This is a genomic window from Mucilaginibacter gracilis (assembly GCF_003633615.1).
In the GTDB taxonomy this organism is placed as follows: domain Bacteria; phylum Bacteroidota; class Bacteroidia; order Sphingobacteriales; family Sphingobacteriaceae; genus Mucilaginibacter; species Mucilaginibacter gracilis.
On sequence record NZ_RBKU01000001.1, the window covers coordinates 3,878,381 to 3,903,524 of the forward strand.

Here is a 25,144-nt window from a genome sequence, read left to right on the forward strand (position 1 = left end):
CATACACCATGAAAACAACTTTAATTATAACAAGTTTTGTATTTTTCGTTCAATCAATTTTTGGTCAAATCTTAACACCTGTAAAGTGGAGTTATGCAGCAAAAAAAACTGGTAAAAATACAGCAGTTATATTTATCAAGGCGACGATTGATAAGGGTTGGCATATCTACTCCACGCGCCAAGAGGATGGCGGACCATTAAAGACTACAATTAGCTTTACGCAAACCCCGAATTATTGCATAATTGGTGATCTCATCGAACCAAAACCTTTGAAGAAATACGAAAAATCATTTGAAATTAACGTTATATTCTTTGAAAAGTCGGTCATCTTTCAGCAAAAGATTAAAATTTTCAAACAGCGGTTCATTTTAAAAGGCAAATCAAACTTTATGGTTTGTAATGATGAGAAATGCTTGCCGCCTAATGACGTGGAATTTTCCATTCCCATAAAATAACGATAACACTGATGAATTCATCGGCAACAATGCAATTACCTTTTCAGCCCATGCTGAGCGATGAACCTATACAAATAATCCGAATGGGCGGCTTCTTTAATGAGCCGTCTTTACTTCCCCATCGCCATTCATTTTATATGCTATATTGGACCACGGCGGGTACAGGGTTGCACCTGATTGGTTTTAGGGAATATGAAATGTTACCGGGACGGGTTTTCTTTTTGCAGCAGAACCAGGTGCATCAAGTGGTAACCTATCCAGAGGATGGCTATATGGTGCTGTTTAATCAAATGTATTTCCAGGCTTTTTTAAAGCACAACCAACAGATGGAGCAGACGGGCTTATTTGATTATTTCAACCGTTCACCGTTTGTTGACCTGGATGAAACGATGATGCACACATTCTCTTACATCGTTAATATGCTGAAAGAGGAAACGGCGAAAGTGTATAATATGCCGCTTAACCAGCATTACCTATCTATCCTATTGTTATATGCGGGTAAGCAGCATTTACAGTCGAACCATTTTACGGAAAATTCAGTACAAGCTGATCTGATGCGAAAGCTAAAAATCCTGATTGAAGCTAATTATAAAAAGGAACGGTTTGCACCCTTTTATAGTGAAATTTTAGGATTACCTACGCGAAAGTTGAATGAATATGCAATGAGCAATATGGGAATCATGGTTCAGGATATGGTAGCTATGCGGCGGCTGGCAGAAAGTGAAGCATTGCTTGCTTCAACTGATAGTTCATTCAAAACGATTGCTTACGAATTAGGCTTTGGCGACTCCTCGCATTTGTGGACTTTTTTTAAGAAATACAAGGGGATTTCCCCTTCAGATTTCAGGCAAAAATACAAACAGATAAATGAGAATGCGCAAACTGATAAAGGCTGTATTTAGCAGGAATACGCAAGTTTGCGCAGGAGTAGAAACCCTATAACCTAAAAACTCTTTTCGTTCTTTATAAGGTCAGTTAATAGTAAAACGTACTTGGGAGCGAGTACGTTTTTTTAGTTTGAGTTAATAGAATGAGCGTGCCCTGTGAAACGGGTACGCTTCTTAAACAGAAGTTTACGCAAAACCTAAACGGCAGTGGCATTAACCGCTGTTCCAGGCTGAGGGCTTTTTAAGTGGATATAATGACTGCCGTTTACCTGGTTGTGGACTGCCGGTATGGGGAATGAGAGCCATTCCAGGAATAAGGCCTTTCTTTGGAACCCATCCTACCGGGCAGTCACGTAGCCAGGAAGAGTATAACGGCAGCGGCATTTTCCGGCGTTCAAGGCTTCGAGGCTTTTTAAGTGGAGTTAATAGCTGCCGTTAATATGATTATGCCGGTTAGCGCAGGGGCGCATGAGGCTGTCTCCAGGATTAAAGGCCTGTTGTACGAACACATCCCTTGCGCTGACCGGTAAAAGATCGCGGCAGCGGTATTGACCGGAGTTCAAAGCTTCGAGGCTTTTTAAGTGGAGTTAATAGCTGTCGCGATTTTAAATGATAAAGGGTGAATTACAGCAAGGCGCATGAGCGGCCGTCCAGGCGACAGGGCCTATTGATGGAACGCATCCTTTGCTGTAATTGACTGGTAAAAAACACAGCGGCAGCAGCATTACCCGTCGTTCCAGGCTTCGAGGCCTTTTAAGTGGAGTTAATCGCTGCCGTTCTAAAAACATAACCGGTTACCGCAAGGGCGCATGAGATGATTTCCAGGAATACAAGCCTGCAATTAGGACGCATCCCTTGTGGTAACCGGGTAAAAAATAACGGCAGTGGCATTAGCCTGAGTTCCAGGTTTACAGACCTTTTAAGTGGAGTTAATCGCTGCCGTTAAATATAACCGTTCACCGCAAGGGCGCATAAGGCGGTTTCCAGGTTAAAGACCTGTAATATGAACGCATCCCTTGCGGTGTGCGAAAAAATTAACGGCGGTGGTATTACCCTGCGTTCCAGGCTTGGAGGCCTTTTAAGTGGAGTTAATAACCGCCGTTTTAAAATTTAACAGCATGGGTGCATTAGCCGAAGTCCAGGAATGACCTGTAATCCGAACAAATCCCATGCTGTTTATAATTTGATATAATGGAAATAACGAAAGTTAAAAAATACACCTACTTTATCGGGATCGACGTATCCCGTAATAAACTTGACCACGCCGTATTCCGTGGACGGGATATGCTCTTTCACCGGGAAACCGGTAACGATCCGGAAAGCATCATGGCTTTTATTATGGAACTGAAGCAATTACCCGGTTTCGTAATGACAAGGGCAGTGTTCTGTATGGAACAAACCGGTATCTATACCAACCATTTGCTGGGGCGTTTAAAAACGGTCAAAGCCAATGTCGTCATTGACGGGCCTTTGCAGATCAGGAACTCTTTGGGCCAGATACGGGGCAAAACGGATAAATTGGACGCGAAACGTATCGCGGAATATGCGTACAAGAACCGTGAACACCTGCGCCTGTGGATACCCAAGCGGCCGGTGATTCTGCAACTGGCGAACTTGTCCGCCCTGCGGAACCGCTTGGTCATTTTGGAGGGCAGTATTGCTATCCCGCTCAAAGAAGAGGGCGATTTTAATAAAAAGGGCACTGTGAAAATGAGCAAGCAACTGAGCAGCCGAACCCAAAAAGCCATCAAAGCCGATATCCTGGATGTCGAGAAAACTATTGCCCGTTTGATCGCCGCTGACCAGAGACTGGCACGCTTGTCGGAGATCATGAACTCCGTGGTCGGGATCGGCCCGGTTATTACAACTCAGATCATCGTTTGTACCAATGAGTTCCGGGATATCAAGGACCCAAAGAAGTTCGCTTGCTATTCGGGGGTAGCGCCTTTTATGCAGGTATCGGGAACCATGAAGGGTAAAACAAGGGTATCACAATTTGCCAATAAACGAATGAAGGCGCTGCTTCACCTGGCGGCCATACAGGCCATGCGCAATATCCCGGAATTAAGAGCTTATTACGAACGTAAGACGGTGCAGGAAGGCAAGCACAAAATGTCTGTCATCAATGCCCTACGCTATAAAATGATCCTTCGGATCTTCGCCTGTGTTAACCAAGACCGCCTGTACGAAAAAGAATATGTGCGAAAACAGCAACCGGAGGCACTTTTAACTGCACCGGAGATTACTGAATTAGCCGATAGTATCATGGCCGATGCATTAAGTAATGGAATTGAGGAATAAAAAAAATAAATGATGATGTTGATACAATTGGATACTTTTACGACAGATTCATCATAAGCCCTCGGGCTTACAAAATATAGCGTTTATACGCTTTCCGCAGTCCAAATACAACCACAAAAAGACTAAAACGGGAAGATCAGAACGCGCTGCAAAAGCGCGGGCTGACTTTTCTGGTTTTGGCCGCGTGGTTGCGGTTGGACTGCCTGAATTTGTCATCACCCTCGCCTTGCCTGTCCCCGGCAACGGGGGCAGGTTTTTTTACTAACCGATTTGATGACTGGGTTCCCGTCATTCCCCTAAGCGGAGCCACAAAGCCTATACCTATGAATATTTCTGAGCTGCAAATGCACTGGTTGGCATTGGCATTTATTATCCTTACCGCAATTTTCCTGGTTTTAGAAGTGTACGATGTGCTGCGCAGGCCGAAGGAGCGCTGGCAGTGGTGGAACCTGGTATTGGTGGCGCTATTGTTCTTTTTCAATGTAACAAACGGCAATTTTCCGGATGAAAGTTCAGCTGTTTCCCTTAAACTGCAATACCTGCTTTCGGATGGCTCGTCCTACCTGGTCGGTGCTTATTTCCCCTTTTACTTTTATAAGATGTATGAGCTTGATAAGTTGCGTTTTCATGCGGTTTATGGTGCTCCGGTTTTTGTTTTATTGCCTTTCCTGGTGTTTGAGGTGGTTTTGTATAATATCAATGGTCAGTTAACGATTGACCGGCAATGGGGCGTGATGGTTCCTGCGGTCTACGGTTTGGTAGCCTTGATGGCTATAGTCAAGGCAATAATAGATCGGTTCCAGGAAACTTCGGAGCGTTCGCCGTTCATTGAAGCCTTAGCGGTTTGGCTGGCGGTACTGTTTTGGGAGATGTTATGTGCTTTTCCTTTTTTTACGCTCCCGCAATGGCTGAAGCTGGTGGTGGGGAATTTGGGTTTATCTGTGGTCACAATATTCCTGATCGTGAAGCATATTCGCCGGAGCCGTCGTGAGTTTGAATTGTTTACCAGCCCGGAAGCGGGTTCAGCACCCGAACTGGCTTACCTGGAGCATTGCGTGACTTTTGGTTTGACAAAGACCGAAACAGAAGTGGCTTTGTTGGTACGTAAAGGCTGGACGAACCGGAAAATAGCCGACCATCTTTTTAGGACGGAGGGCACGATCAAGAACCATCTCAAAAATATTTTTAAAAAAACAGAGGTGGCCACGCGTTCGGAACTGATCCATTTGCTCGAACATGGCCCTTTGGGATCTTCTACAACTGAAACGTGACCTATTGCATCAAACCAAGTATATGAGCCACCACGGGGAATAGAACGCACAAATACTAAAGACACTGGTTGGAACCGAGGCGGATTTTTAATAGGATGTAAATATTAACGCATTGTAAATTGATTTTTAACGTTCTATGAATTATATTAGGTGTTTAAATCAGCGTAATGAACGTTTCAAGCTTACTGACCGACATCCAAATGGTCGGCCTTTTGAAAAAGGGCGATGAACGTGCGCTGACTTTAATTTACCAGAGGCATTGGCAAAGCTTATTCCGGTCTTCATTCAATTTACTTAAAGATAAGGCTGCCTGTGAAGATATTATCCAGGAAATATTTATCAAAATATGGGACAGGCGGGCAACACTGGAAATCCAGGTATCGCTCAAAGCTTATTTATATGCCGCGATGCGTTATGAGGTTTACCGGCAGATCAAGATCGGCAATGTACGGGAGGATATCTTCGATGCGATCTACGAGCGCCTGCATACGCCAGCGGCTTATGGTAATTTGGAACATAAGGAGTTATTACAGCAAATCAATTCTATTGTAGATACTTTGCCGGACAGGTGCCGCGAGGTTTATAAGCTTAGCCGGGAAGAACAATTATCTCACAAGGAGATTGCCGAAAGGCTCGATATTTCTACTAAAACGGTAGAAAACCAGATCACAAAGGCGCTGAACCACCTCCGTACAAGTTTAGGAAGTGTGCTGTCGCTGGAACTGGTGATTTACCTGCTGAAAAAATAATTCCATAACGCGTGGGGGCTACCCCTGTTTTTTTACTCACCTGTATAAATACGCATACAGGTGAACAAATCCGAATTCTTAACACTCGTAGATAAATACCTTGCCGGCCAGGCTTCACTGGACGAAGAACAATTATTGCTAAACTTTTTTGAGAGCTTCCAGGAAGAAACAGAATGGGACGCGCGTGTTTTAGGCGCTCGTGAAGAACTGGAGCAAAAAATGCTGAACAGGTTGACATTGGCTATCAGGTCGCGACGTAACCCTTCTATCGGGTGGTACAAGATTGCAGCGGCGGCGGCTATTCTTATTTTCTTTAGCGCGGGTGCTTATTTTATATTACATCGTTCAGCTCCATCTAATCAGATGGCAACTCTTCGTCCCGAAGAATTAACGCCGATGAATAAAGGCGTGGTATTGACATTGGCGGGCGGTAAAAAGATCATCTTAAATAAAGGTCACGAGGGTACTTTGAATACGACAGATGGTTCCCTCGCACAGCAGTCCGAAAGCGGACTCGCCTACTATCAGTCCAAGGATGAAACTGAGCCGGTGGTACATACACTAACCAATAATACGGGTAGCAAATATGCGCTGGTGTTAGCTGATGGCACCGCTGTTTATTTGGATGCCGTTTCATCGATCACCTATCCGGTTGCTTTTAATGGTAAAGAACGCCGTGTCAGTATTACAGGCCAGGCCTATTTTATAGTAAAACATAATGGTGCGAAGCCCTTCCGGGTAACGGTTAAGGATGAGGTCATTGAGGATATCGGCACAGAGTTTAATATTAACGCCTATGATGATGAACCGGCTTTGAAAACCACGCTGATCGATGGCGCGGTTAACGTCAGACATAAAGATAGAGCAATATTGCTTAAACCCGGTCATCAGACTATTGCAACCGCGAATAGTTTTGAAGATAAACCCGCGAATTTGGAGGAAACGACTGCCTGGCTGCAAGGTAAACAGGTATTTGATAATGAGCCAATGGAAGTAATCATGAACCGTATTGCGCGTATCTATGATATTAAAGTGGTTTGGATCGATGAAAGCGCCCGTAAACTCCGGTTCGGTGGTTCGTTTAATTATGCCAAAAAATTATCGTCAGTATTGAACTTTTACCGGGGAACTGGAAAGGTAGATTTTATTGTGGAAGGAAAAACGGTTAAAGTAATGAAGAAGAAGACATCTTGATATACCTATGAACTAAAATAAATTATTTGTTAAACGCACCAAACTATTCAAAACGATGAAAAAAATTTTACGCAATTAGAAAAGAGATATGGTAAGCGGATAAAAAAACGCACCCCGGCTTGAGCCCCGGGATACGTTAACGTCCGAGTTACCCTTTCCTGAGCGGCCAGGCCGCCCTGGGGATAAAAAATTTTGTCAAGAAACAATATTTAAAACCCGAACAATCAAAAATATGAATTTTAATGCAATACGCATCAGCGGTGCGCATTTCCATGTCCCGCGTAAATTTTTTTTAGTCATGAGGATCACCACAGTTTTATTGCTGATCTCAGTTCTGACCGTCAGCGCTGCTTCTTATGCGCAAAAGATCACTCTGAATGAAAAGCGCGCCAGCTTAAAAGATGTGCTGGCTAAGATCCGCCAGCAAAGCGGCTACGATTTTATTTATAGTAATGATATGCTGGATGCCGCTGGCCCAGTGAGTGTTAAGGTAAGCAATGTTGCATTAGAGGATGCGCTTAAAGCCAGTTTGGCGGATCAGCAATTGACTTATGATATACAGGATGGTACTGTGATCATAAAAGTTAAAGAAAAAACGGTGGTTGATAAGGTTAAAGCTGTTTTGGCGGCTATTGATGTGACTGGACGAGTGACTGATTCAACAGGTACACCATTAATCGGAGCTACTGTAGTTATAAAAGGAAGCAGTGCTTCGATCACGAACAATCAGGGTGAGTTCACGATTAAAGCTCAACCAGAAGAGCAGGTAACTGTGACGTTTATTGGATATCAGCCTTATACGTTTGTAGTAACCAATAATTTGCCTTTTCAGAATATAGTGTTACATGCCAGTTTTAATAAATTAAGTGAAGTCATTGTCAGCAGCGGCTACGAGCAGTTAAACAAAAGCCATACTACAGGCTCGTACGCAGAACTGAATAAAGCATTATTGGAGCGCAGCGTTTCAACAGATATTATACCACGTCTAAATGGAATCACCCCCGCTTTGGTATTTGACAACCGAGCAACAGACCGGCAGAATTTGAGCATTAGGGGAAGAAGCACGATCCTCTCAGATAATGCGCCATTAATTGTTTTGGACAATTTCCCTTATGATGGCGACCTGCACAATATCAATCCAAATGATGTAGAAAGCATCACAGTTTTGAAAGATGCGGCTTCTGCCGCTATATGGGGGGCAAGGGCCGGAAATGGTGTAATTGTGATTATTACTAAACGTGGAAAATTTAATCAATTAAGCCGTGTGGACTTCAACAGTAACTTAACTATTGGAGGTAAACCAGATCTTTTTTACAATCCAGCCTTTCTAAACTCATCGGATTTCATTGAAGTAGAAAAGAAACTTTATGCAGCCGGCTTCTATGCTGCTGATATTGGTGCTGACAACAAACCGGTACTATCCCCTGTTGTGGAACTTTTACAACTTGGCACCCCCGCAGCAAACGCGCAAATAGAGAAATTAAAAAGCTATGACGTACGTGATGATTTTGAAAAGTACTTTTACCGCAAGAGTGTTTTACAGCAATATAGCCTGGCATTAACCGGTGGTGGCGAAAAGTACAACTTTTATATTTCCGGCGGATATGATGCCAACCGCGCAAACCTCGTCGGGAATAGTGATGACAGATACACCCTCAATTTACAAAATAGCCTCAACCCATTTAAAAACCTTTCGATTGGTTTGGGCATTAACTACACGGCAACAAAAAACACTTCAGACAATCCAGGGATGTCCGCCATTAATAGTGGAAGCGGAAAAAATGTATTATATCCTTATGCTCAACTGGCTGATGCAAATGGCAACGCTCTTTCTATTGCAAAAGACTATCCTTTGTCTTATACCAACAATGCCACCACCCTGGGATTTTTAAACTGGCAATACAAGCCATTAGATGAAATTAATTTGGCAAATAATGTGACCGGGCTAAAGGATGTCCGTTTGAAATTTAGTTTGAAATATATCATTATACCTGGATTCTCCGCAGAAAGTATTTACCAATATCAGAATGCCAATCAAACAGGAGATTTTCTTTTTAGCCAGGATACTTATTTTACCCGCAACCTGATAAATCAGTACAAACAGGCCGGAAATCAATACCCTGTACCGTTAGGAGGGATATTAAACACCACACGAAGCGCCTTAAACTCTCAATCCGGCAGGTTCCAGTTGAACTACAATAAACTATTTACAGGACTTCACCATTTAACCGCTGTCGCAGGAGCGGAAATACGCAACATTCATGCATTGAGCAGTAATAATCGCCTGTATGGCTATGATGCTGACCTGTTGCTTAATCAACCTGTTGACTATTTGACTTATTTCACACTCAATCCCGGTACAAATTCCGGAAAGATTCCCTACATCGCTACCCAAAGTGATTTGACCGATCGTTACGTGTCAGAATATATTAATGCAAATTACAACTACGCAGAGAAATATTATTTGTCCGCCAGCGCAAGAAAAGATGCTTCCAATCTATTCGGAGTAAACACCAACCAGAAAGGCATTCCTTTATATTCCGCAGGGGTGGGTTGGCAAATTAGCAAAGAGAATTTCTATCATCTGGACTGGTTGCCCTATCTTAAACTCCGCGCATCCTATGGCTATACGGGTAATGTGAACAAATCCATTACGGCTTATACAACGGCAGGCTATATGACCAGTCTGTTAACCGGATTACCCAGTGCCATGATAGCAACGCCCCCCAACCCTGATCTGCGGTGGGAAAAGGTAGGGACTCTCAATCTGGGATTAGATTTTGAAACCCGCAACAAACGGATTAGTGGCAGTTTGGAATACTATACCAAAAAAGGAACAGACCAGTTAGGCAGCGCACCTTTAGACCCGACTACGGGTTATTTTATTGATACACGATATAGCTATTCTATTAACGGGGCCTCTATTAGGGGGAAAGGAATTGATATTGAACTAAACACAATCAATACTCGTGGAAAGGTCAAATGGGAAAGCCGCATACTATTCAGTTATGCACTGGACGAAGTAACAAAATATCAATATGAAAGTCCGTTGAGCGATTATTTCTCACCTGATTCTCCACCTTTAGTTGGACGGCCGGTATTAGGTATTTATAGTTATAAATGGGCCGGGCTGGATCATGCAACCGGCGACCCAATTGTCTATTTGAACGGCGTTCCAAGCAAGGACTATACCGCCATCGCTACGACAGCAACAATGAATGATCTGATTTACAATGGCCCCGCAATACCCCCATACTTTGGGTCTGTTCTAAATACTATATCCTATAAAAACTTTACTGTAAGCGCCAATGTTATCTATAAGTTCGGTTATTACTTTCATAGAAGTTCCATTTCTTACTCCGACCTGATCTATAATTGGCAGGGACATCAGGACTTTACAGAACGCTGGCAAAAACCAGGAGATGAGCAAACAACAAATGTGCCGTCACTATCCCTTTCAGGTGACGTAAATCGCGACCTGGCATACAGTCGATCCAGCATCCTTGTAGAGAAAGGAGACAATATCCGATTGCAGGATTTACAGGTTGCCTATACACTGCCCCGTTTCAAAAACATAAATTTTCCTATTAAAGGACTCACTGTTTACGGATATGCCAATAATTTAGGGATCATTTGGCGGGCAAATAAGCATGGACTTGACCCGGATTATTTCTACAATTATTCCGCGATCAAACCGGTAAAAAACTTCTCCATCGGATTTAGGGCACAATTTTAAAATCGTCAACATGAAAAAGATCAGCATAACATTAAGTTTTATTATTATACTTTTTACGGCATGTACAAAAGGATATCTGGACATTAAGCCGGATAAATCGCTCGTAGTTCCGCAGACCCTAAAAGATTTTCAGGCATTATTGGACAACACCGATGTGATGAACATCAACATGCCCAGCCTTCAGGAAATTTCCTCTGATGATTATTATATTAAGGATGCATCATATCAATCCGTAACAGTGGCCATGTACAAAAATTCCTACACCTGGAACAAAGATATTTACGCCGGAAGTCCTGATGTATCTGATTGGAATTATCGTTACCGTCAAATTTTCTATGCTAACATTGTATTAGAAGGTTTAGATAAGCTTGGTGCAAGTGAGCAGGCAGACCCACAATTCGCGGCAGAGAAAGGCAGCGCTTTGTTCTATAGAGCTTTTTCATTGTTTCAGGTAGCACAGTTATTTTGCAAGCCGTATTCATCAACCGCATCCACCGATCCGGGCGTGCCCGTTCGGACAGAATCGGATATTAACCAGGTTAGTGCAAGGGGGACGGTTGCGGAAACTTATGCCCAAATCATAACAGACATCAAAAGCAGCATCAATCTCCTGCCTCCAACGGTTAGCGTCAAAACAAGGCCTAATCAAACAGCTGCTTTTGGATTGCTGGCCAGGGTTTATCTTGCTATGGGGGACTATAGCGGGGCATTAACTAATGCAGACGCCGGTTTAAAACAATATCCAACGTTACTTAATTATAACAACCTTAGCAAAACAGCTTCCTTTCCCTTTCAGCGTTATAACGATGAAGTGATCTTTCACAGTACGATGCTATCGACATCCATGTCCAATGTTTCTCGCTTAATTATTGATACTATTCTATATAAAACGTACAAAACGAATGATCTGCGCCTACAGCTATTTTTCAGGGTTAGTTCAGGAGTGAATACCTACAAAGGCAGTTATAGCGGTGCCTCTCAGTTCTTTAACGGTATTACAACCGACGAACTATACCTAACCCGAGCAGAATGTTACGCAAGACAGAATAACAAAGACGCGGCATTAGCTGACCTGAATACTTTATTGGTGAAGCGTTGGGTTAGCGGAACTTTTACGCCTTACACAGCGGCAACCGCAGACGAAGCACTGACATTTATTCTACAGGAGAGGCGGAAAGAACTGCTTTACCGCGGATTGAGATGGAGTGATCTAAGGCGATTAAATCAGGATAGTAAATACGCAGTTATATTGAACAGAAACCTGAATGGTACGACCTATACACTTATGCCGAATAATGCCAGGTACGTGTTTCCTATACCTGATTTAGTAATACAGCTTAGTGGAATTGAACAAAACGCGAGGTAAGTAAGATCATGAAAATAAATCAAAAATGAAAAAAGGCACTTATTTAGCATTCATAGGCTTATTTCTGTTTGTAAGCGATTCAAAAGCACAATCAAAAAGCATATCAATCGGTGACATAATTCCAGACATAACCATCAATAACGTTATTAATTATCCCTATAAAACTGTTAAAATCTCAGACTTTAAAAACAAATTGGTAATACTCGATTTTTGGGCTACCTACTGTACTCCATGTTTGCATTTGTTCCCAAAGTATGATTCATTACAGAAGAAATTGGGTGATAAACTTCAAATATTATTAGTAACAAGTGAGAGCGCCAAAAAAGCGACTGCATTACTTGATCGTTTTCATTACACATTGCCCTCAGCGACAAGCGATATAACCTTAGCTAAACTATTTCCGCATACGTCCATTCCACATGAAGTATGGATAAAAGATGGGAAGGTAATTTCAATAGGTTATGGTGAGGACGTAAATGAAAAGACAATTATAGCGGCGATTAACAACCAGCTTATTAATATTGATATTAAACAGGATAATTTATCCTTTAATAATATGGAACCACTACTTATCAATGGTAACGGTGGTAAAAGCAGTATATACTATCATTCATTAATTACACCCTACATTGAAGGACTAAGAAGTTTAGAAACCTATTATAAAAATGTGGAAATGGTCCATTCTTCGTCAATTAACGCAAATGTAATTAGTCTGTATCATCAGGCATTTAAACATTTGGACCCATTGTTGGCATTTGACAATAGAACGGTTATTGATCTCCCTGATTCACTAAAAATTCAATTGGTAAGACCCGCCAATTCAAACTTTCACCAGTGGATGAAACAATACGGTTTTTGCTATGATTTAGTTCTGCCACCAAATTATAGTGGTGATTTAACCTCAATAATGCAAACCGACTTGAATAGATTTTTTGAATCAAAATATGATATAAACGCGAAGATTGAAAAGCGGACTTTAGGGTGCTTGGTTATTTCTAAAGTCCCTGGATATCAGTCGCTCAAAAGTAAAGGAGGAGATTCAGTTTTTCAGTCGGATAAAAATCATTTTATTCTTAAAAATCTTCCGATTAATAGCCTCATTATGCTTCTTGCTAATCAATACCGAAAATTGCCGACGCCAATTATCGATGATACTGGTTACGAAGAACCAATTGATTTAGTGGTAAATGCTAACACCGAGGATTTAGTTGCTCTACAAAATGAACTTTTAAAATCGGGTTTAAGTATTACACTAAAACAAAGGGAAGTCGACGTTATAGTAATTAAAAAAACGCGCTACTGACATAATATACTCTTTTAGTTCTTTATGAGATCGGTTAATTAAGAGCCTGTTTAAATCTAATTAAAGTATTTTGCTGTCGGCGTTTTGAATAGAAATTTCAATTATTCTCATCGTTTTTTAGCCCTTTAACCATTACCCAATTATGCTTGATACACAGTATAGCATAATCGCGAAACAAAATTTAAACCAGCTCTTAACAACCTTATATGGAAATATGGTACTATATCGGTTTCGGTGTTTTTCTTTTGTTCATTATTGGTGTGATCGTTTGGCAGGTAATGGATATGATCAAAGAGAAAAATAACCCGGTAAATGGAAATAAAAATAAGTAATTAATAATTCTCCCTGTTCTTTAGTTTTTCATGTCAGTTATGAGAAAATAATAGTTAATTAAATGTAATGTGTCCACCAATGGAGCGGTTGGCCATTTTTAGTCGGAATGTTGAAACTTAAATTATAGTCGAATATGTTAACACGAAAGTTTACTTTTACGACAGATTCATCATAAGCCCTCGGGCTTACAAAATATAGCGTTTATACGCTTTCCGCAGTCCAAATACAACCACAAAAAGACTAAAACGGGAAGATCAGAACGCGCTGCAAAAGCGCGGGCTGACTTTTCTGGTTTTGGCCGCGTGGTTGCGGTTGGACTGCCTGAATTTGTCATCACCCTCGCCTTGCCTGTCCCTGGCAACGGGGGCAGGTTTTTTTACTAACCGATTTGATGACTGGGTTCCCGTCATTCCCCTAAGCGGAGCCACAAAGCCTATTCCTATGAATATTTCCGAGCTGCAAATGCACTGGTTGGCATTGGCATTTATTATCCTTACCGCAATTTTCCTGGTTTTAGAAGTATATGATGTGCTGCGCAGGCCGAAGGAGCGCTGGCAATGGTGGAACTTGGTATTGGTAGCGCTGTTGTTTTTTTTCAATGTGACAAACGGCAATTTTCCGGATTATAGCTCAGCTGTTTCTCTTAAACTGCAATACCTGCTTTCGGATGGTTCGTCCTACCTGGTCGGTGCTTATTTCCCCTTTTACTTTTATAAGATGTATGAGCTTGATAAGTTGCGTTTTCATGCGGTTTATGGTGCTCCGGTTTTTGTTTTATTGCCTTTCCTGGTGTTTGAGGTGGTTTTGTATAATATCAATGGTCAGTTAACGATTGACCGGCAATGGGGCGTGATGGTTCCTGCGGTCTACGGTTTGGTAGCCTTGATGGCTATAGTCAAGGCAATAATAGATCGGTTCCAGGAAACTTCGGAGCGTTCGCCGTTCATTGAAGCCTTAGCGGTTTGGCTGGCGGTACTGTTTTGGGAGATGTTATGTGCTTTTCCTTTTTTTACGCTCCCGCAATGGCTGAAGCTGGTGGTGGGGAATTTGGGTTTATCTGTGGTCACAATATTCCTGATCGTGAAGCATATTCGCCGGAGCCGTCGTGAGTTTGAATTGTTTACCAGCCCGGAAGCGGGTTCAGCACCCGAACTGGCTTACCTGGAGCATTGCGTGACTTTTGGTTTGACAAAGACCGAAACAGAAGTGGCTTTGTTGGTACGTAAAGGCTGGACGAACCGGAAAATAGCCGACCATCTTTTTCGGACGGAGGGCACGATCAAGAACCACCTCAAAAATATTTTTAAAAAAACAGAGGTGGCCACGCGTTCGGAACTGATCCATTTGCTCGAACATGGCCCTTTGGGGTCTTCTACTACTGAAACCTGATCTGTGCCGAAAGGGATAAGCATAAAATATACCCATCGGGCTATTGCCGGAAGATATTTTAACGGACACATTTGCGATACTCCTTTGAGGAATAGATCAAATGATGGCCTATGGATAAATCGCTACTTATGCCCGGTCGTGTGCCGGGCTGTTTGTAAATTTTATTTTATGCTGAGAAAGTTTTATGACGAACTCTACATGGAGTTTATGAATGAGATGGCCAGGATCGCCGAAGAACAGAGCAGCGGTATGGATCGTTTAGCGGCCAGTGTACCTTGTATCAGGGAACACCTGAAGCGTTTGCGCGACCAGGTAGTTAAAGTAGGTTTCAAGGATGATGCGGAAGAGATCTGGTGTTTCAAGATCGCCAAGCCGCAGTTAATGAGCTGGCATATTTATCATACGGAATGGCACCATATTGAGCGCCGTATTCCTGTAGGCGATGATGAACTGACCAACCACTACTTTTTAAATGAGATCAGGGCGGTTGACCGTTACCTGGATATGGTGGCTTTCTTTCACCAGTACCTTAAAATGAAAGCCACGGAGATCGACCACCTGGGCTTTATACGCGGTAAGTCGCTGGATACGATCATTCTTCCCGAATTGGTGGAAATTGACCCGGAGTTCTCGACCTGCTGCGATTATGTATTTGCCAAGATTATGGCTTATGAAAGGTTGCGTGAACGCTTGTTGGAAGAAGTGCGTCTGCCTGACCTGGGCGTGAACGGCGTGGATATGCGCTGGACGGGTGATGCCTGTAATTTGGTCGAACTGATTTATGGTATCTATGATACAGGCCAGATCAACCACGGGAAAGCGGAATTGCAGGAGATCGCTAATTTCTTCGCCGAGATTTTTAAAGTGAAGCTGGATCGTTTCTACCGGCGCTTTACGGAGATCAAAGATCGGAAGCTACTCAGCCCGACCAACTTCCTTGACCAGATGCGGGACGCGATCATACGCCGTATCGATGATGATCTTTCGCTTAAACCCAAGCGGAAACCGCAATAATTTTATTTTTTTCTTTCCCCGCCGGTTCCGGCTTTGGCTTCCGCCAGGGCCGGTCAGGCCACTTTTGCTTTACCTCCGGCAATGGAGCCGGGGGCTAAAGCAAATCATATGTTACACGCAATTAGTTGGCCGCAGTTCCTGGTAGCTGCGGGGGTATTCGGAGGACTTTGGTGCCTGGCCATAGCGGCTTTGTATTACCGGGAAGAATTCCAAGGGCTGTTCAAAGGCCGGGGAAAAAGCGAGGAAGATGCCTGGCGGGAAGAATTGGAGGAGGAACAGGACGGCGGCCTGATGGGCAAAGGACTGGAACCGGAGGGGATGGAAACGGTGAGTATGCAGGATCTGCATTTCGCGTCGCAGCCAGGTTCCGAAGAACTGGGCTTGGTACCGGATGTGCTGGAAGAGTTGAAGTATATCTTTTACCAATTGGAGCAGACGGATGGAACCAAAGCCGACTTTCTGGAATTGTTCGGCGAGGTAACGGAAAAGTATCCTGAGCTGAAGGATAGCGCTAAGCTACCGGCGATCCATGCGCATATCCGGGAGAACGTATCCTTTGAGATCACTAACGAAGAGTTGGAGGGCCTATGGAACGCTTAAAAAAGAGTTTTTTATTGGTTTGCGCCCTACTTTTGTTAGGGTTTTTTGTTCAGGCGCAGGATGGTGCCGCCGGGATTCAGCAGGCAACAAGTATGGTCAAGGGTTATTTCGATGCGGGCTGTAACCTGATGTATGCCATTGGTGCGATCCTGGGGATCGTCGGGGCAATTAAAGTGTTTAGAAAATGGAATGAAGGTGATCATGATACCAATAAGGTCGCAGCCGCCTGGTTCGGCTCCTGTATCTTCTTAGTGGTGGTGGCAACCGTCATCAAATCATTCTTTGGCGTATGAGCAGCGTCTATCAGATCAATAAGGGCATTAACCGCGCGATCACTTTTAAGGGACTGAAAGCGCAGTATATCGGTTACCTGGCCGGTGGCCTGGTAGGCCTGCTGGTACTGTTCGCGATCCTGTATATCGCTGGTCTGAACACATATGTCTGCCTGTTTTTAATAGCCGGTTTGGGTACTGGTTTGGTCAGTACGGTATTCCGTCTCAGCCATAAGTACGGTCAGTATGGACTACTAAAAAAGACGGCCAAACACGGCCTGCCCCGCTGCCTGAAATTCAGGTCAAGAAAACTATTTATAAACTTAAAAAAGGTTGATGATGGTCGATATAGCAAATAATTTACCGGTGTATAAGGTGGAAAATGATATGATCATTTCCCGCCAGGGCGATATCACGATCTGCTACGAGGTGGAATTGCCCGCTATCTTTACCCGCTCGGCGCAGGAATACGAAGCGATGCACCAGGCACGGGTTAAAGCGATCAAAGTATTGTCGCCGTTTACGATCATCCACCAGCAGGACAGGTTTATGCGGATGCCTTACAGGGAGCAATTAAGTCCCGGCGATAGCTTCCTGTCTGCCGCCGGGGAAGCTTCCTTTAGCGGCCGCCCTTACCTGGCCCAGCGCTCCTTCCTGTTCCTGACGAAAATACCCAATGGCCGAAAAGCCGCTTCCAGCGCCAGCTCGGTCTTACTCCGCAAAAGCCCGGTGCCTGTCCAGACCCTTAACCCTTTATTCCTGCAAGAGTTCGGGGAAAAGGCAGGTGCCTTTGAGCGCATCCTGCGCGATGGCGGTATCCGGTTGCGCCGCCTGTGCGATGATGAGTTGGCGGGTACTAAAGGACGTGCCGGTATTTTGGAGAGTTACTGTTTTTTGAGCGGTATGGATGAGCGGCCTATTATTAAGGATGTACAGCTTAAAGATGGTATCCGCATTGGGGAAGATCATTGCCAGCTATTTACGCTTTCGGATGCGGAAGACCTGCCCGCGCTTTGTGGCAGCCGGATCGACTATGAGGGTTATAGCACGGAGCAGACCCGTTTCAGTGTAGGGTTTGCCGCGCCTTTGGGTTTACTGCTGGATACCAACCATATGGTTAACCAGTATATCTTTATTGGTGATGGGCCGAAAACGCTTAAAGACCTGGAGAAAAAGCGCTTGCGGCTGCAATCCTTATCCGGTTATAGCCGGGAGAATGGTATTGCCCGTGACGCGGTATCTGACTTTTTGGATGAGGCGATCACTGAGCAAAGGCTGCCGGTCAAAGCGCATATCAATGTACTGACCTGGACGGACAGGGAAAGCGAAAAGCAGGAGATCCGCAACAAAGTGAGTTCCGCGATGGCGAAACTGGATGCCAATGCCAAACTGGAAACCGATGGCGCAGCGCAGATCTGGTGGGCTGGCCTGCCGGGTAACGCGGCGGACTTTCCGATGAATGATACATTTGATACATTTTTAGAGCAGGCCGCCTGCTTTTTTAACAGCGATGGCAATTACGCATCGTTGGAAAAAGGATGGCGCTTATCCGAACGGCTTTACGGCAGGCCCGTACAGGTTGATTTGTTTGATAAGCCAATGCAAACCGGTTTGATCACCAACCGCAATATGTTTGTTTGCGGCGGTTCGGGTGGCGGTAAATCAATGGTGATGAACCATTTGCTGCGCACCGAGTATGACCGGGGCACCCACTGCGTGACCATCGATATCGGCGGCAGCTATAAAGGGCTTTGCGATCTATTGGGCGGGTATTACTTTATCTATACCGAGGATAACCCGATCCGCTTCAACCCTTTCTATCTGGCTAAAGGTGAGGTACTGGATACCGAGAAAAAGGAAAGTTTGAAGAATCTACTGCTGGCGCTTTGGAAAAAAGAGGATGAACCGCATAGCCGCTCAGAATATGTGGCGATCTCCAATGCGATCACTTTGTATTATGTGCATTTGGCGAAGAACCCACTGATCTTTCCCGGCTTTAATTCCTTTTATGATTTCCTGATGGAAGAATACCTGGAAGTGTTGGAGAACGGTAAGGTACAGGAGCGCGATTTTTCAATGTCAAACTTCCTTTACGTGCTCAACCCTTATTATAAAGGCGGCGAATTCGATTACCTGCTGAATGCTACGGAGAATTTGAATATGCTGAACGAGCGCTTTATTGTCTTTGAACTGGACAATATCAAGTCACATCCCATCCTATTCCCGGTGGTCACCATCATCATTATGGAAATGTTTATCTCCAAGATGCGCAAGCTCAAAGGCCAGCGTAAATTGCTGGCCATTGATGAGGCATGGGTGGCCATCGCCAAGGCGGGTATGGCAGGATTTGTTAAGTTTCTCTACAAAACGATCCGTAAATTCAACGGTATCGCCGCTTTAATTACCCAGGAAGTGGACGACCTGCTCAGTTCGCCGATCATTAAGGAAACGGTCATTAACCTGTCGGATACCAAGCTGCTGCTGGATATGCGCAAGTTCATGAACAAGTTCGATAAGTTGCAGGAAGTATTAGGCCTATCCGCCAAAGCTAAAGCGATGGTCTTATCCCTGAACAAAGCCAATGAACCCGGCCGGGTGTACCGCGAGGTGTTTATCGACCAGGGCGGGCAAGACCTGAAGGTCTACCGTAACGAGCTATCCGTACCCGAATATTTGTGCTACACCACGGAAGAAGATGAAATGATCCGGGTACAGGAATACGCCAAAAAATACGGCAGTATGGCTGAGGGGATCAAAGCTCTGGCCGAAGTGATCGAACAAGAACGTCAAACCAAATAAACATCAACAATTATGAAAAAGTATGTTTTAATAGCTGCGATAGCCATAGTAAGCCTATCCGGCTGTGGCAACGATCCGATCAAAAATTTCATATCCGGCACCTATGTTAAAAGTGTGAGCGGAGAATACAGTACCGTCAGTGATACGCTAACCGTTAGTACCACCGGTACCGACCTGCACTATACGATTGCCCGCCGTGCGGCGTATGTGGCCATCCGGAATGGCAAGAAACAGCCCACCAAACACAAAACGGAAACTTTGTCCGGTGTTTACGACCCGCAAACGCACATCTTGCAGGAAATGGTCAAAGGGCGAACGCTCACATTTGACCCCGAAAAACAAACACTCACCGTAGGCAGCAAGGGCATCTACCACAAAATTCACTAAAATTTATTTACCAATCCCTCGCCCCCTTTAGGGGGCCGGGGGCTAACAATTACCGCCCGAGCCGCAATTGCGGTTCGGGGGAAAGGGGGCATTTTTTTATGAAACCAAAATATATGGTCATCCTGCCGCTTTCGGCGATGATGCTGTTCGTGTCCCTGCCGGAAAAGGCAGACGCGCAATTCGCTATCGCCGAAGTGATCAAGGCAGCGATCAAAAAGGTGGTCAAGGCCATCGACCTCAAAGTACAGCGACTGCAAAACCAGACCATCTGGCTACAGAACGCGCAAAAAGCCATCGAGAACCAGTTATCCAAACTGAAGCTCGATGAAATATCAGGCTGGTCGCAAAAGCAAAAAGACCTGTACGAAAAGTACTATAAAGAGTTACAGGCGGTCAAATCATTGATCCGGTATTACCAGCGTATCCGCGACGTGACCGAAACACAAACCACGCTGGTCAGCCAGTATAACCACGCCTGGGGCCTGCTCAGGCAGGATCAGCATTTCAGCAGCACCGAGTTGGAACACATGCAGGGCGTTTACAGCGGTATCCTGAAAGAGAGCGTCAAGAACCTGGATGAGATCATGCTGCTCATCAGTTCCTTTAAAACTCAGATGAGCGATGAAAAGCGACTGGAGCTGATCGATGCGGCGGCTAAACGTATGGATACCAATTGCAGCGATCTCAAGCGCTTCAATACGGAAAACTTTACGCTCAGTCTTCACCGGGCAAAAGACGAAAACGAATTATTGACCTTAAAAAACTATTATGGCATCCATTAAACAGAAAGGTCTATTGACCAGGGGTTTGGGGCTTGTATCCTGCCTCCTGATTCTTGGCTCTTGCGCGAGAGCGCAAACCTGGGCGGAATGGTGGTCGCAGAAAAAAACGCAGATCAGCTATCTCGGACAACAGATCGCAGCCTTACAGGTCTATGCCAGCTATTTAAAAAAGGGTTACGATATTTCCCAGCATGGTTTAGGCGTGATCGGTGACTGGAAAGACGGCGAATTTAGCTTGCATCGTGGCTATTATAATTCTTTAAAGACCGTAAACCCGCGAATTAAAGATAATCCGAAAGCCAGCGCCATTGAGGAATACCTGCAAGCGATTCCGGGACTGTTTGACCAGGTGCTGAAGTTGTCCGGCCTGTCCGCTGATAACCGACAGTATATCGGTTCGGTTAGGGATAAAATGCTGACCGAATGCGACCGGGATGTTTCGGAACTGCAACTGGTTATGACCTCGGGTAAGACCGAAATGACGGATGATGAACGACTGAAGCGGTTAGATCAGTTATACGACGCGGCGCAGGATAAATACCGTTTTACACAACATTTCTGCAATCAAGTCAGGTTGTTGGTTTTGGAGACAGAAAGGAGGCTGTATGAAGTGCCTTAAAGTACTGCTGGTAGTGTTTGTTTCGGCTTTCAGTTTTGAACGTTCTTCCGCTCAATCCTATGAGGTGCAGCAATTGATCCTGGATGTGGAGAAGCTGGCGCAGTTCAAAGGCATCCTCAAACAGATGTACGACGGCTACAGCATTCTAACACAGGGTTATGGCACCGTAAAGAACCTGACACAAGGCAATTTCAGTTTGCACCAGGTCTTTTTGGATGGTTTGTTACAGGTCAGCCCGGAAGTACGGAAGTATGCCCGGATTGCGGATATCATCAGCGATGAAAGCCATATCGTATCTGAATACAAAAAAGCCTATAGCCGCTTTCAAAATAGCGGCAGGTTCAGTTTGGATGAGCTGGACTATATGGGCAAGGTCTACGGGCAATTGAACAAGGCGGCCTTAGCCGACTTGGAAGAACTGGCGAATGTCATTACCGCCGGGAAGCTGCGCATGTCGGATGATGAGCGGCTGAACGCCATTGACCGGATCTATGCGGATACCAATAACAAGCTGCAATTCCTGCGGGCCTTTAACCGCAAGGCTGGTTTGCTCCAGGCGAACCGGCAGCGGGAAGCAGATCAATTACAAACCCTTAAAAATATGTATCATGAGTGATTTGGCAAACAGCCTGACGGGCTTGCAGCCCGTTTTGGATAATGTGTACAAAGAGATGCTGCCGCAATGCGGCAAACTCATCAGCGTGGCCAGCAGCCTGGCGGGCTTCGGGGCGCTTTGGTATATCGCCATCCGGGTATGGCGGCAAATCGCCAGCGCCGAGGCTATTGACTTCTTTCCTTTATTGCGGCCTTTCGCTTTGGGGCTGGCTATCCTGCTTTTTCAGTCGGTGGTCATCCCGGTCATGAACGGGATTTTACAGCCTATTGTCGTGGCAACCGGGGATATGGTCAAAAGCTCGAATACAGCGGTGGCACAATTGCTGAAGCAAAAGGAAGATGCCATCAAACACTCATCGGCTTACCAGATGTACGAGGGCACTGACGGGAATGGCGACCAGGATCGCTGGTATCGGTATTCGCATCCGGACGATCCCGATCATACCAATGAGGGAGTTTTCGAGGGTATCGGCAACGATGTGAAATTCTGGCTGGCCAAGCAGAATTATGCGTTCCGCAACAGTATCAAGCAATGGTTATCGGAGGTACTGGAAGTGCTTTACGCCGCTTCATCGCTGTGTATCAATACGCTGCGTACTTTCTTTTTGATCGTGCTGGCTATCATCGGGCCGCTTGTCCTGGGCTTTTCAGTATTCGACGGCTTGCAGAACAGTCTGGTGCAATGGCTGGCGCGCTATATCAACGTGTTCTTATGGCTGCCGGTCGCCAACATCTTCGGCAGCATCATCGGTAAGGTACAGGAAAATATGTTGCGTTTGGATATCGCGCAGATCAATGCTGCCGGGGACACCTTCTTTAGCCCTACCGACACGGCCTATTGCGTTTTCCTGCTCATCGGTATTGTGGGCTATTTCTCGGTGCCGACCGTGGCGGGTTATATCGTCCACGCGCAGGGCGGCAACGGTATGCTGCAACGCATTACCAGCCTGACCGCTTCCGGTGCCACCATCGTGAGTAGCACCGCCAGCAGTTTGGGCAGTGCCGGTGCCCAGCGCATGGGGCGCGGCTTAACCAATATTGCTAATCTACCTAAAAACGTCATGGAGGGCTATAATGGCAGTGGTCAATCCGGCAATGATTATCAAAAAAGTAAACTGAAAGGAGACTAAGACCATGTTCAAACAACTTAAAAATATCGATACGGCTTTTCAGCATATCAAGCGATTCAGCTATTTGCTCATCGCGGCCTGCGTTCTGATCACCTGTTTTGCCGTCTATCAAAGCTACCGCTCATCGGAGAGTTACCGCAGCCATATCTATATCCTGGCCAACGGCAAGGCGCTGGAAGCCTATGCGGCCGACCGGAAAGATAATATACCCGTGGAGCTGCGCGATCATATCCGCATGTTCCACCAGTATTTCTTCAACCTCGATCCGGATGAAAAGCAGGTACAGGAGACGGTAACGAAAGCTTTGTATTTGGCCGATGGAAGCGCTAAAACGGCTTATGACAACCTGCGGGAAAGCAACTTTTATTCCGGCCTGGTATCGGGGAATATCTCACAGCAAGTACAAGTGGACAGTGTGCAGCTGGATATGAACCAGTATCCTTTTTACTTCAAGTGCTATGCTACCGAAAAACTGATCCGCACGAGCGGAACGGTGAACCGCAGCCTGGTCACACAGGGATTTGCCCGCAATGTATCCCGCAGCGATAATAACCCGCACGGGTTCCTGATTGAAAAATGGGAAACATTGGAAAACAAGGACATCAGCACGAAAAGTCAGTAGCCATGTGGAAGTTCAGTAAAAAATCAAAAAAAGCCGCTTAGTCAGCGTAGCGAAGCGGTTGCCCAAAGACTGGCGGATCGCATAATCAATTACCAGTTACGTGTTGCCCGCTATTTGTCGCGCAAAACGCAGTACTGGGATAAAGCTTCCAAGCTGATCGCCCTGCTCTTATTCTGCCTGGCCTTCGGCGGGGCCAGCCTTTGGCTGCTGATACGGGCCATTTATTAATTATTAAACAAATATCAATTCAATAACATTATGGAACAACAAACCATTCAATTCAGGCGGAAGCGCAAATTCCTGCTTTTCCTGCCTTTGTTTTTGATACCTTTTATTGCCCTCATCTTCTACGCGATGGGCGGCGGCCAGGGCGGTCAGCAAACCGCTGCTGTTCAAAAAGGCATCAACGCCAGTTTACCAGGTGCCACCTTTGAAAAGGGCAAAGCACCGGAGGACAAATTCAGCCTGTACGAAAAGCAAAAGCGGGATTCGATAAACGCCAAACAGCATGATGCGTCCGGCTTTATTTCCGGGATGGGTTTTGATACGGCGCGTTTGTCGTCCAGCCCGAAGCCGGAAGAAAGTGTGGCGCAGATCAATCAAAAACTGGCGCGGATCAACCGGGAAGTGAACAGGCCTGCTGCGCCCGTAAACTACAGTGAGCGTAGCAATTCTACGGATGCGCAAACTGAAAAATTGCAGCAAATGGTGGAGGCCTTGAAGAAAAGCAATACTGAAGACCCGGAACTCAAACAAATCGATGGGCTGATGAATAAGCTGCTTGACCTGCAACATCCTGAACGGGTTTCGGCCAAATTGAAGCAGCGGCCGGATAGCCTCAGCCGGGAAGATACGGCTTTCAAAGCGATACCAGCCATCATTGACGGCAACCAAAAAGTCGCGCCAGGCGGCGTGGTTAAGCTTCGCCTTTCGGATACCATTCACCTGGGTAAATTGATTATCCCTAAAGGGCAGCTTTTGTTTGGGGCGTGCAGCATTACCAACCAGCGGCTGTTGCTGGATATTCGGAACATTCGCCTTGGAACGGCCATTATCCCGGTCAACCTGACCGTGTTCTCTCTGGATGGGTTGACGGGCATTAATGCCCCGGAAGCAGAACTGGGCGAAGCGGCAGGCAATGGCACAGCTAACGCCTTATCGGGTATGCAGTTCCTGTCGATGGATCAAAGTATAGGCACCCAGGCCGCAACGGCAGGTATCTCCGCCGCGACGGGGCTGCTGTCCAAAAAGGTTAAAAAGATCCGGGTCAAATTGAAAGGCGGCGTAACGGTACTGCTTAGGGTAAATAAATCTTAACGG

At 45.3% G+C, this 25,144-nt stretch carries 23 protein-coding genes; all 23 read left to right on the forward strand.

What is annotated here, in order from left to right:
• The first annotated feature begins 8 nt into the window (after positions 1–8).
• The 23 genes from BDD43_RS17200 (at position 9) to BDD43_RS17305 (ending at position 25,141) form a co-directional block, all read left to right on the forward strand.
• On the forward strand, positions 9–455 hold the full coding sequence (locus tag BDD43_RS17200) for a protein-disulfide reductase DsbD domain-containing protein (RefSeq protein ID WP_121198840.1): 447 nt from the start codon (positions 9–11) through the stop codon (positions 453–455).
• An 83-nt stretch (positions 456–538) separates the two neighbouring features.
• Complete coding sequence (locus BDD43_RS17205) at positions 539–1,357, forward strand: helix-turn-helix domain-containing protein (RefSeq protein WP_162847100.1); 819 nt, start codon at positions 539–541, stop codon at positions 1,355–1,357.
• A 1,176-nt stretch (positions 1,358–2,533) separates the two neighbouring features.
• On the forward strand, positions 2,534–3,643 hold the full coding sequence (locus tag BDD43_RS17210) for a transposase (RefSeq protein ID WP_121198842.1): 1,110 nt from the start codon (positions 2,534–2,536) through the stop codon (positions 3,641–3,643).
• A 323-nt stretch (positions 3,644–3,966) separates the two neighbouring features.
• Positions 3,967–4,914 (forward strand): helix-turn-helix transcriptional regulator, encoded by a 948-nt coding sequence (locus BDD43_RS17215; RefSeq protein WP_121198843.1) that lies wholly within the window; start codon positions 3,967–3,969, stop codon positions 4,912–4,914.
• Between the two features lie 167 nt (positions 4,915–5,081).
• Positions 5,082–5,663 carry an RNA polymerase sigma factor gene (locus BDD43_RS17220; RefSeq protein WP_121198844.1) on the forward strand — a complete coding sequence of 194 codons (582 nt, stop codon included), beginning with the start codon at positions 5,082–5,084 and terminating at the stop codon, positions 5,661–5,663.
• A gap of 60 nt (positions 5,664–5,723) precedes the next feature.
• Positions 5,724–6,857, forward strand: coding sequence for a FecR family protein (locus BDD43_RS17225; RefSeq protein ID WP_121198845.1), 1,134 nt, complete (start codon positions 5,724–5,726; stop codon positions 6,855–6,857).
• A gap of 232 nt (positions 6,858–7,089) precedes the next feature.
• Positions 7,090–10,593 (forward strand): SusC/RagA family TonB-linked outer membrane protein, encoded by a 3,504-nt coding sequence (locus BDD43_RS17230; protein WP_121198846.1) that lies wholly within the window; start codon positions 7,090–7,092, stop codon positions 10,591–10,593.
• Positions 10,594–10,603: 10 nt separating this feature from the next.
• Complete coding sequence (locus BDD43_RS17235; RefSeq protein ID WP_121198847.1) at positions 10,604–11,959, forward strand: RagB/SusD family nutrient uptake outer membrane protein; 1,356 nt, start codon at positions 10,604–10,606, stop codon at positions 11,957–11,959.
• A 25-nt stretch (positions 11,960–11,984) separates the two neighbouring features.
• A complete protein-coding gene (locus tag BDD43_RS17240) occupies positions 11,985–13,262 on the forward strand; it encodes a TlpA family protein disulfide reductase (protein WP_121198848.1) in 1,278 nt (425 codons plus the stop codon).
• A 206-nt stretch (positions 13,263–13,468) separates the two neighbouring features.
• Positions 13,469–13,594 (forward strand): hypothetical protein, encoded by a 126-nt coding sequence (locus BDD43_RS30825; RefSeq protein WP_262707417.1) that lies wholly within the window; start codon positions 13,469–13,471, stop codon positions 13,592–13,594.
• A gap of 442 nt (positions 13,595–14,036) precedes the next feature.
• Positions 14,037–14,984 carry a helix-turn-helix transcriptional regulator gene (locus BDD43_RS17245; RefSeq protein ID WP_121198849.1) on the forward strand — a complete coding sequence of 316 codons (948 nt, stop codon included), beginning with the start codon at positions 14,037–14,039 and terminating at the stop codon, positions 14,982–14,984.
• A gap of 3 nt (positions 14,985–14,987) precedes the next feature.
• On the forward strand, positions 14,988–15,998 hold the full coding sequence (locus tag BDD43_RS17250; RefSeq protein WP_162847101.1) for an RteC domain-containing protein: 1,011 nt from the start codon (positions 14,988–14,990) through the stop codon (positions 15,996–15,998).
• A 291-nt stretch (positions 15,999–16,289) separates the two neighbouring features.
• Entirely contained in the window at positions 16,290–16,598 is a 309-nt protein-coding gene (locus tag BDD43_RS29740; RefSeq protein WP_147425669.1) for a hypothetical protein, read from the forward strand.
• Positions 16,586–16,891: a DUF4134 domain-containing protein gene (locus BDD43_RS17260; protein WP_121198852.1), complete on the forward strand. Its 306-nt coding sequence runs from the start codon at positions 16,586–16,588 to the stop codon at positions 16,889–16,891. Before BDD43_RS29740 ends, BDD43_RS17260 begins: the two co-directional genes overlap by 13 nt.
• Positions 16,888–17,229 carry a DUF4133 domain-containing protein gene (locus tag BDD43_RS17265; RefSeq protein ID WP_121198853.1) on the forward strand — a complete coding sequence of 114 codons (342 nt, stop codon included), beginning with the start codon at positions 16,888–16,890 and terminating at the stop codon, positions 17,227–17,229. Before BDD43_RS17260 ends, BDD43_RS17265 begins: the two co-directional genes overlap by 4 nt.
• A complete protein-coding gene (locus BDD43_RS17270; protein WP_121202013.1) occupies positions 17,210–19,669 on the forward strand; it encodes a TraG family conjugative transposon ATPase in 2,460 nt (819 codons plus the stop codon). Before BDD43_RS17265 ends, BDD43_RS17270 begins: the two co-directional genes overlap by 20 nt.
• A gap of 12 nt (positions 19,670–19,681) precedes the next feature.
• Positions 19,682–20,056 (forward strand): hypothetical protein, encoded by a 375-nt coding sequence (locus tag BDD43_RS17275; RefSeq protein WP_121198854.1) that lies wholly within the window; start codon positions 19,682–19,684, stop codon positions 20,054–20,056.
• Between the two features lie 137 nt (positions 20,057–20,193).
• Complete coding sequence (locus BDD43_RS17280) at positions 20,194–20,838, forward strand: conjugal transfer protein TraI (protein ID WP_246001616.1); 645 nt, start codon at positions 20,194–20,196, stop codon at positions 20,836–20,838.
• Positions 20,839–20,851: 13 nt separating this feature from the next.
• Positions 20,852–21,457: a hypothetical protein gene (locus BDD43_RS17285; RefSeq protein WP_246001618.1), complete on the forward strand. Its 606-nt coding sequence runs from the start codon at positions 20,852–20,854 to the stop codon at positions 21,455–21,457.
• Entirely contained in the window at positions 21,444–22,073 is a 630-nt protein-coding gene (locus tag BDD43_RS17290) for a TerB family tellurite resistance protein (protein ID WP_121198857.1), read from the forward strand. The genes BDD43_RS17285 and BDD43_RS17290 overlap by 14 nt, the downstream gene beginning before the upstream one ends.
• A complete protein-coding gene (gene traJ, locus BDD43_RS17295; protein WP_121198858.1) occupies positions 22,066–23,202 on the forward strand; it encodes a conjugative transposon protein TraJ in 1,137 nt (378 codons plus the stop codon). The genes BDD43_RS17290 and traJ overlap by 8 nt, the downstream gene beginning before the upstream one ends.
• A 4-nt stretch (positions 23,203–23,206) precedes the next feature.
• Positions 23,207–23,824 carry a conjugative transposon protein TraK gene (gene traK, locus BDD43_RS17300; protein ID WP_121198859.1) on the forward strand — a complete coding sequence of 206 codons (618 nt, stop codon included), beginning with the start codon at positions 23,207–23,209 and terminating at the stop codon, positions 23,822–23,824.
• Positions 23,825–24,082: 258 nt separating this feature from the next.
• A complete protein-coding gene (locus BDD43_RS17305; RefSeq protein WP_121198860.1) occupies positions 24,083–25,141 on the forward strand; it encodes a conjugative transposon protein TraM in 1,059 nt (352 codons plus the stop codon).
• Positions 25,142–25,144 lie beyond the last annotated feature (3 nt).

What these genes read in the sequence shown, in the direction of transcription:
- BDD43_RS17200 (WP_121198840.1), top strand. Translation starts at nt 9, where the DNA reads ATGAAAACAACTTTAATTATAACAAGTTTTGTATTTTTCGTTCAATCA.
- BDD43_RS17205 (WP_162847100.1), top strand. Translation starts at nt 539, where the DNA reads ATGGGCGGCTTCTTTAATGAGCCGTCTTTACTTCCCCATCGCCATTCA.
- BDD43_RS17210 (WP_121198842.1), top strand. Translation starts at nt 2,534, where the DNA reads ATGGAAATAACGAAAGTTAAAAAATACACCTACTTTATCGGGATCGAC.
- BDD43_RS17215 (WP_121198843.1), top strand. Translation starts at nt 3,967, where the DNA reads ATGAATATTTCTGAGCTGCAAATGCACTGGTTGGCATTGGCATTTATT.
- BDD43_RS17220 (WP_121198844.1), top strand. Translation starts at nt 5,082, where the DNA reads ATGAACGTTTCAAGCTTACTGACCGACATCCAAATGGTCGGCCTTTTG.
- BDD43_RS17230 (WP_121198846.1), top strand. Translation starts at nt 7,090, where the DNA reads ATGAATTTTAATGCAATACGCATCAGCGGTGCGCATTTCCATGTCCCG.
- BDD43_RS17235 (WP_121198847.1), top strand. Translation starts at nt 10,604, where the DNA reads ATGAAAAAGATCAGCATAACATTAAGTTTTATTATTATACTTTTTACG.
- BDD43_RS17240 (WP_121198848.1), top strand. Translation starts at nt 11,985, where the DNA reads ATGAAAAAAGGCACTTATTTAGCATTCATAGGCTTATTTCTGTTTGTA.
- BDD43_RS30825 (WP_262707417.1), top strand. Translation starts at nt 13,469, where the DNA reads ATGGAAATATGGTACTATATCGGTTTCGGTGTTTTTCTTTTGTTCATT.
- BDD43_RS17245 (WP_121198849.1), top strand. Translation starts at nt 14,037, where the DNA reads ATGAATATTTCCGAGCTGCAAATGCACTGGTTGGCATTGGCATTTATT.
- BDD43_RS29740 (WP_147425669.1), top strand. Translation starts at nt 16,290, where the DNA reads ATGGGCAAAGGACTGGAACCGGAGGGGATGGAAACGGTGAGTATGCAG.
- BDD43_RS17260 (WP_121198852.1), top strand. Translation starts at nt 16,586, where the DNA reads ATGGAACGCTTAAAAAAGAGTTTTTTATTGGTTTGCGCCCTACTTTTG.
- BDD43_RS17265 (WP_121198853.1), top strand. Translation starts at nt 16,888, where the DNA reads ATGAGCAGCGTCTATCAGATCAATAAGGGCATTAACCGCGCGATCACT.
- BDD43_RS17270 (WP_121202013.1), top strand. Translation starts at nt 17,210, where the DNA reads ATGGTCGATATAGCAAATAATTTACCGGTGTATAAGGTGGAAAATGAT.
- BDD43_RS17275 (WP_121198854.1), top strand. Translation starts at nt 19,682, where the DNA reads ATGAAAAAGTATGTTTTAATAGCTGCGATAGCCATAGTAAGCCTATCC.
- BDD43_RS17280 (WP_246001616.1), top strand. Translation starts at nt 20,194, where the DNA reads ATGATGCTGTTCGTGTCCCTGCCGGAAAAGGCAGACGCGCAATTCGCT.
- BDD43_RS17290 (WP_121198857.1), top strand. Translation starts at nt 21,444, where the DNA reads ATGAAGTGCCTTAAAGTACTGCTGGTAGTGTTTGTTTCGGCTTTCAGT.
- traJ (WP_121198858.1), top strand. Translation starts at nt 22,066, where the DNA reads ATGAGTGATTTGGCAAACAGCCTGACGGGCTTGCAGCCCGTTTTGGAT.
- traK (WP_121198859.1), top strand. Translation starts at nt 23,207, where the DNA reads ATGTTCAAACAACTTAAAAATATCGATACGGCTTTTCAGCATATCAAG.
- BDD43_RS17305 (WP_121198860.1), top strand. Translation starts at nt 24,083, where the DNA reads ATGGAACAACAAACCATTCAATTCAGGCGGAAGCGCAAATTCCTGCTT.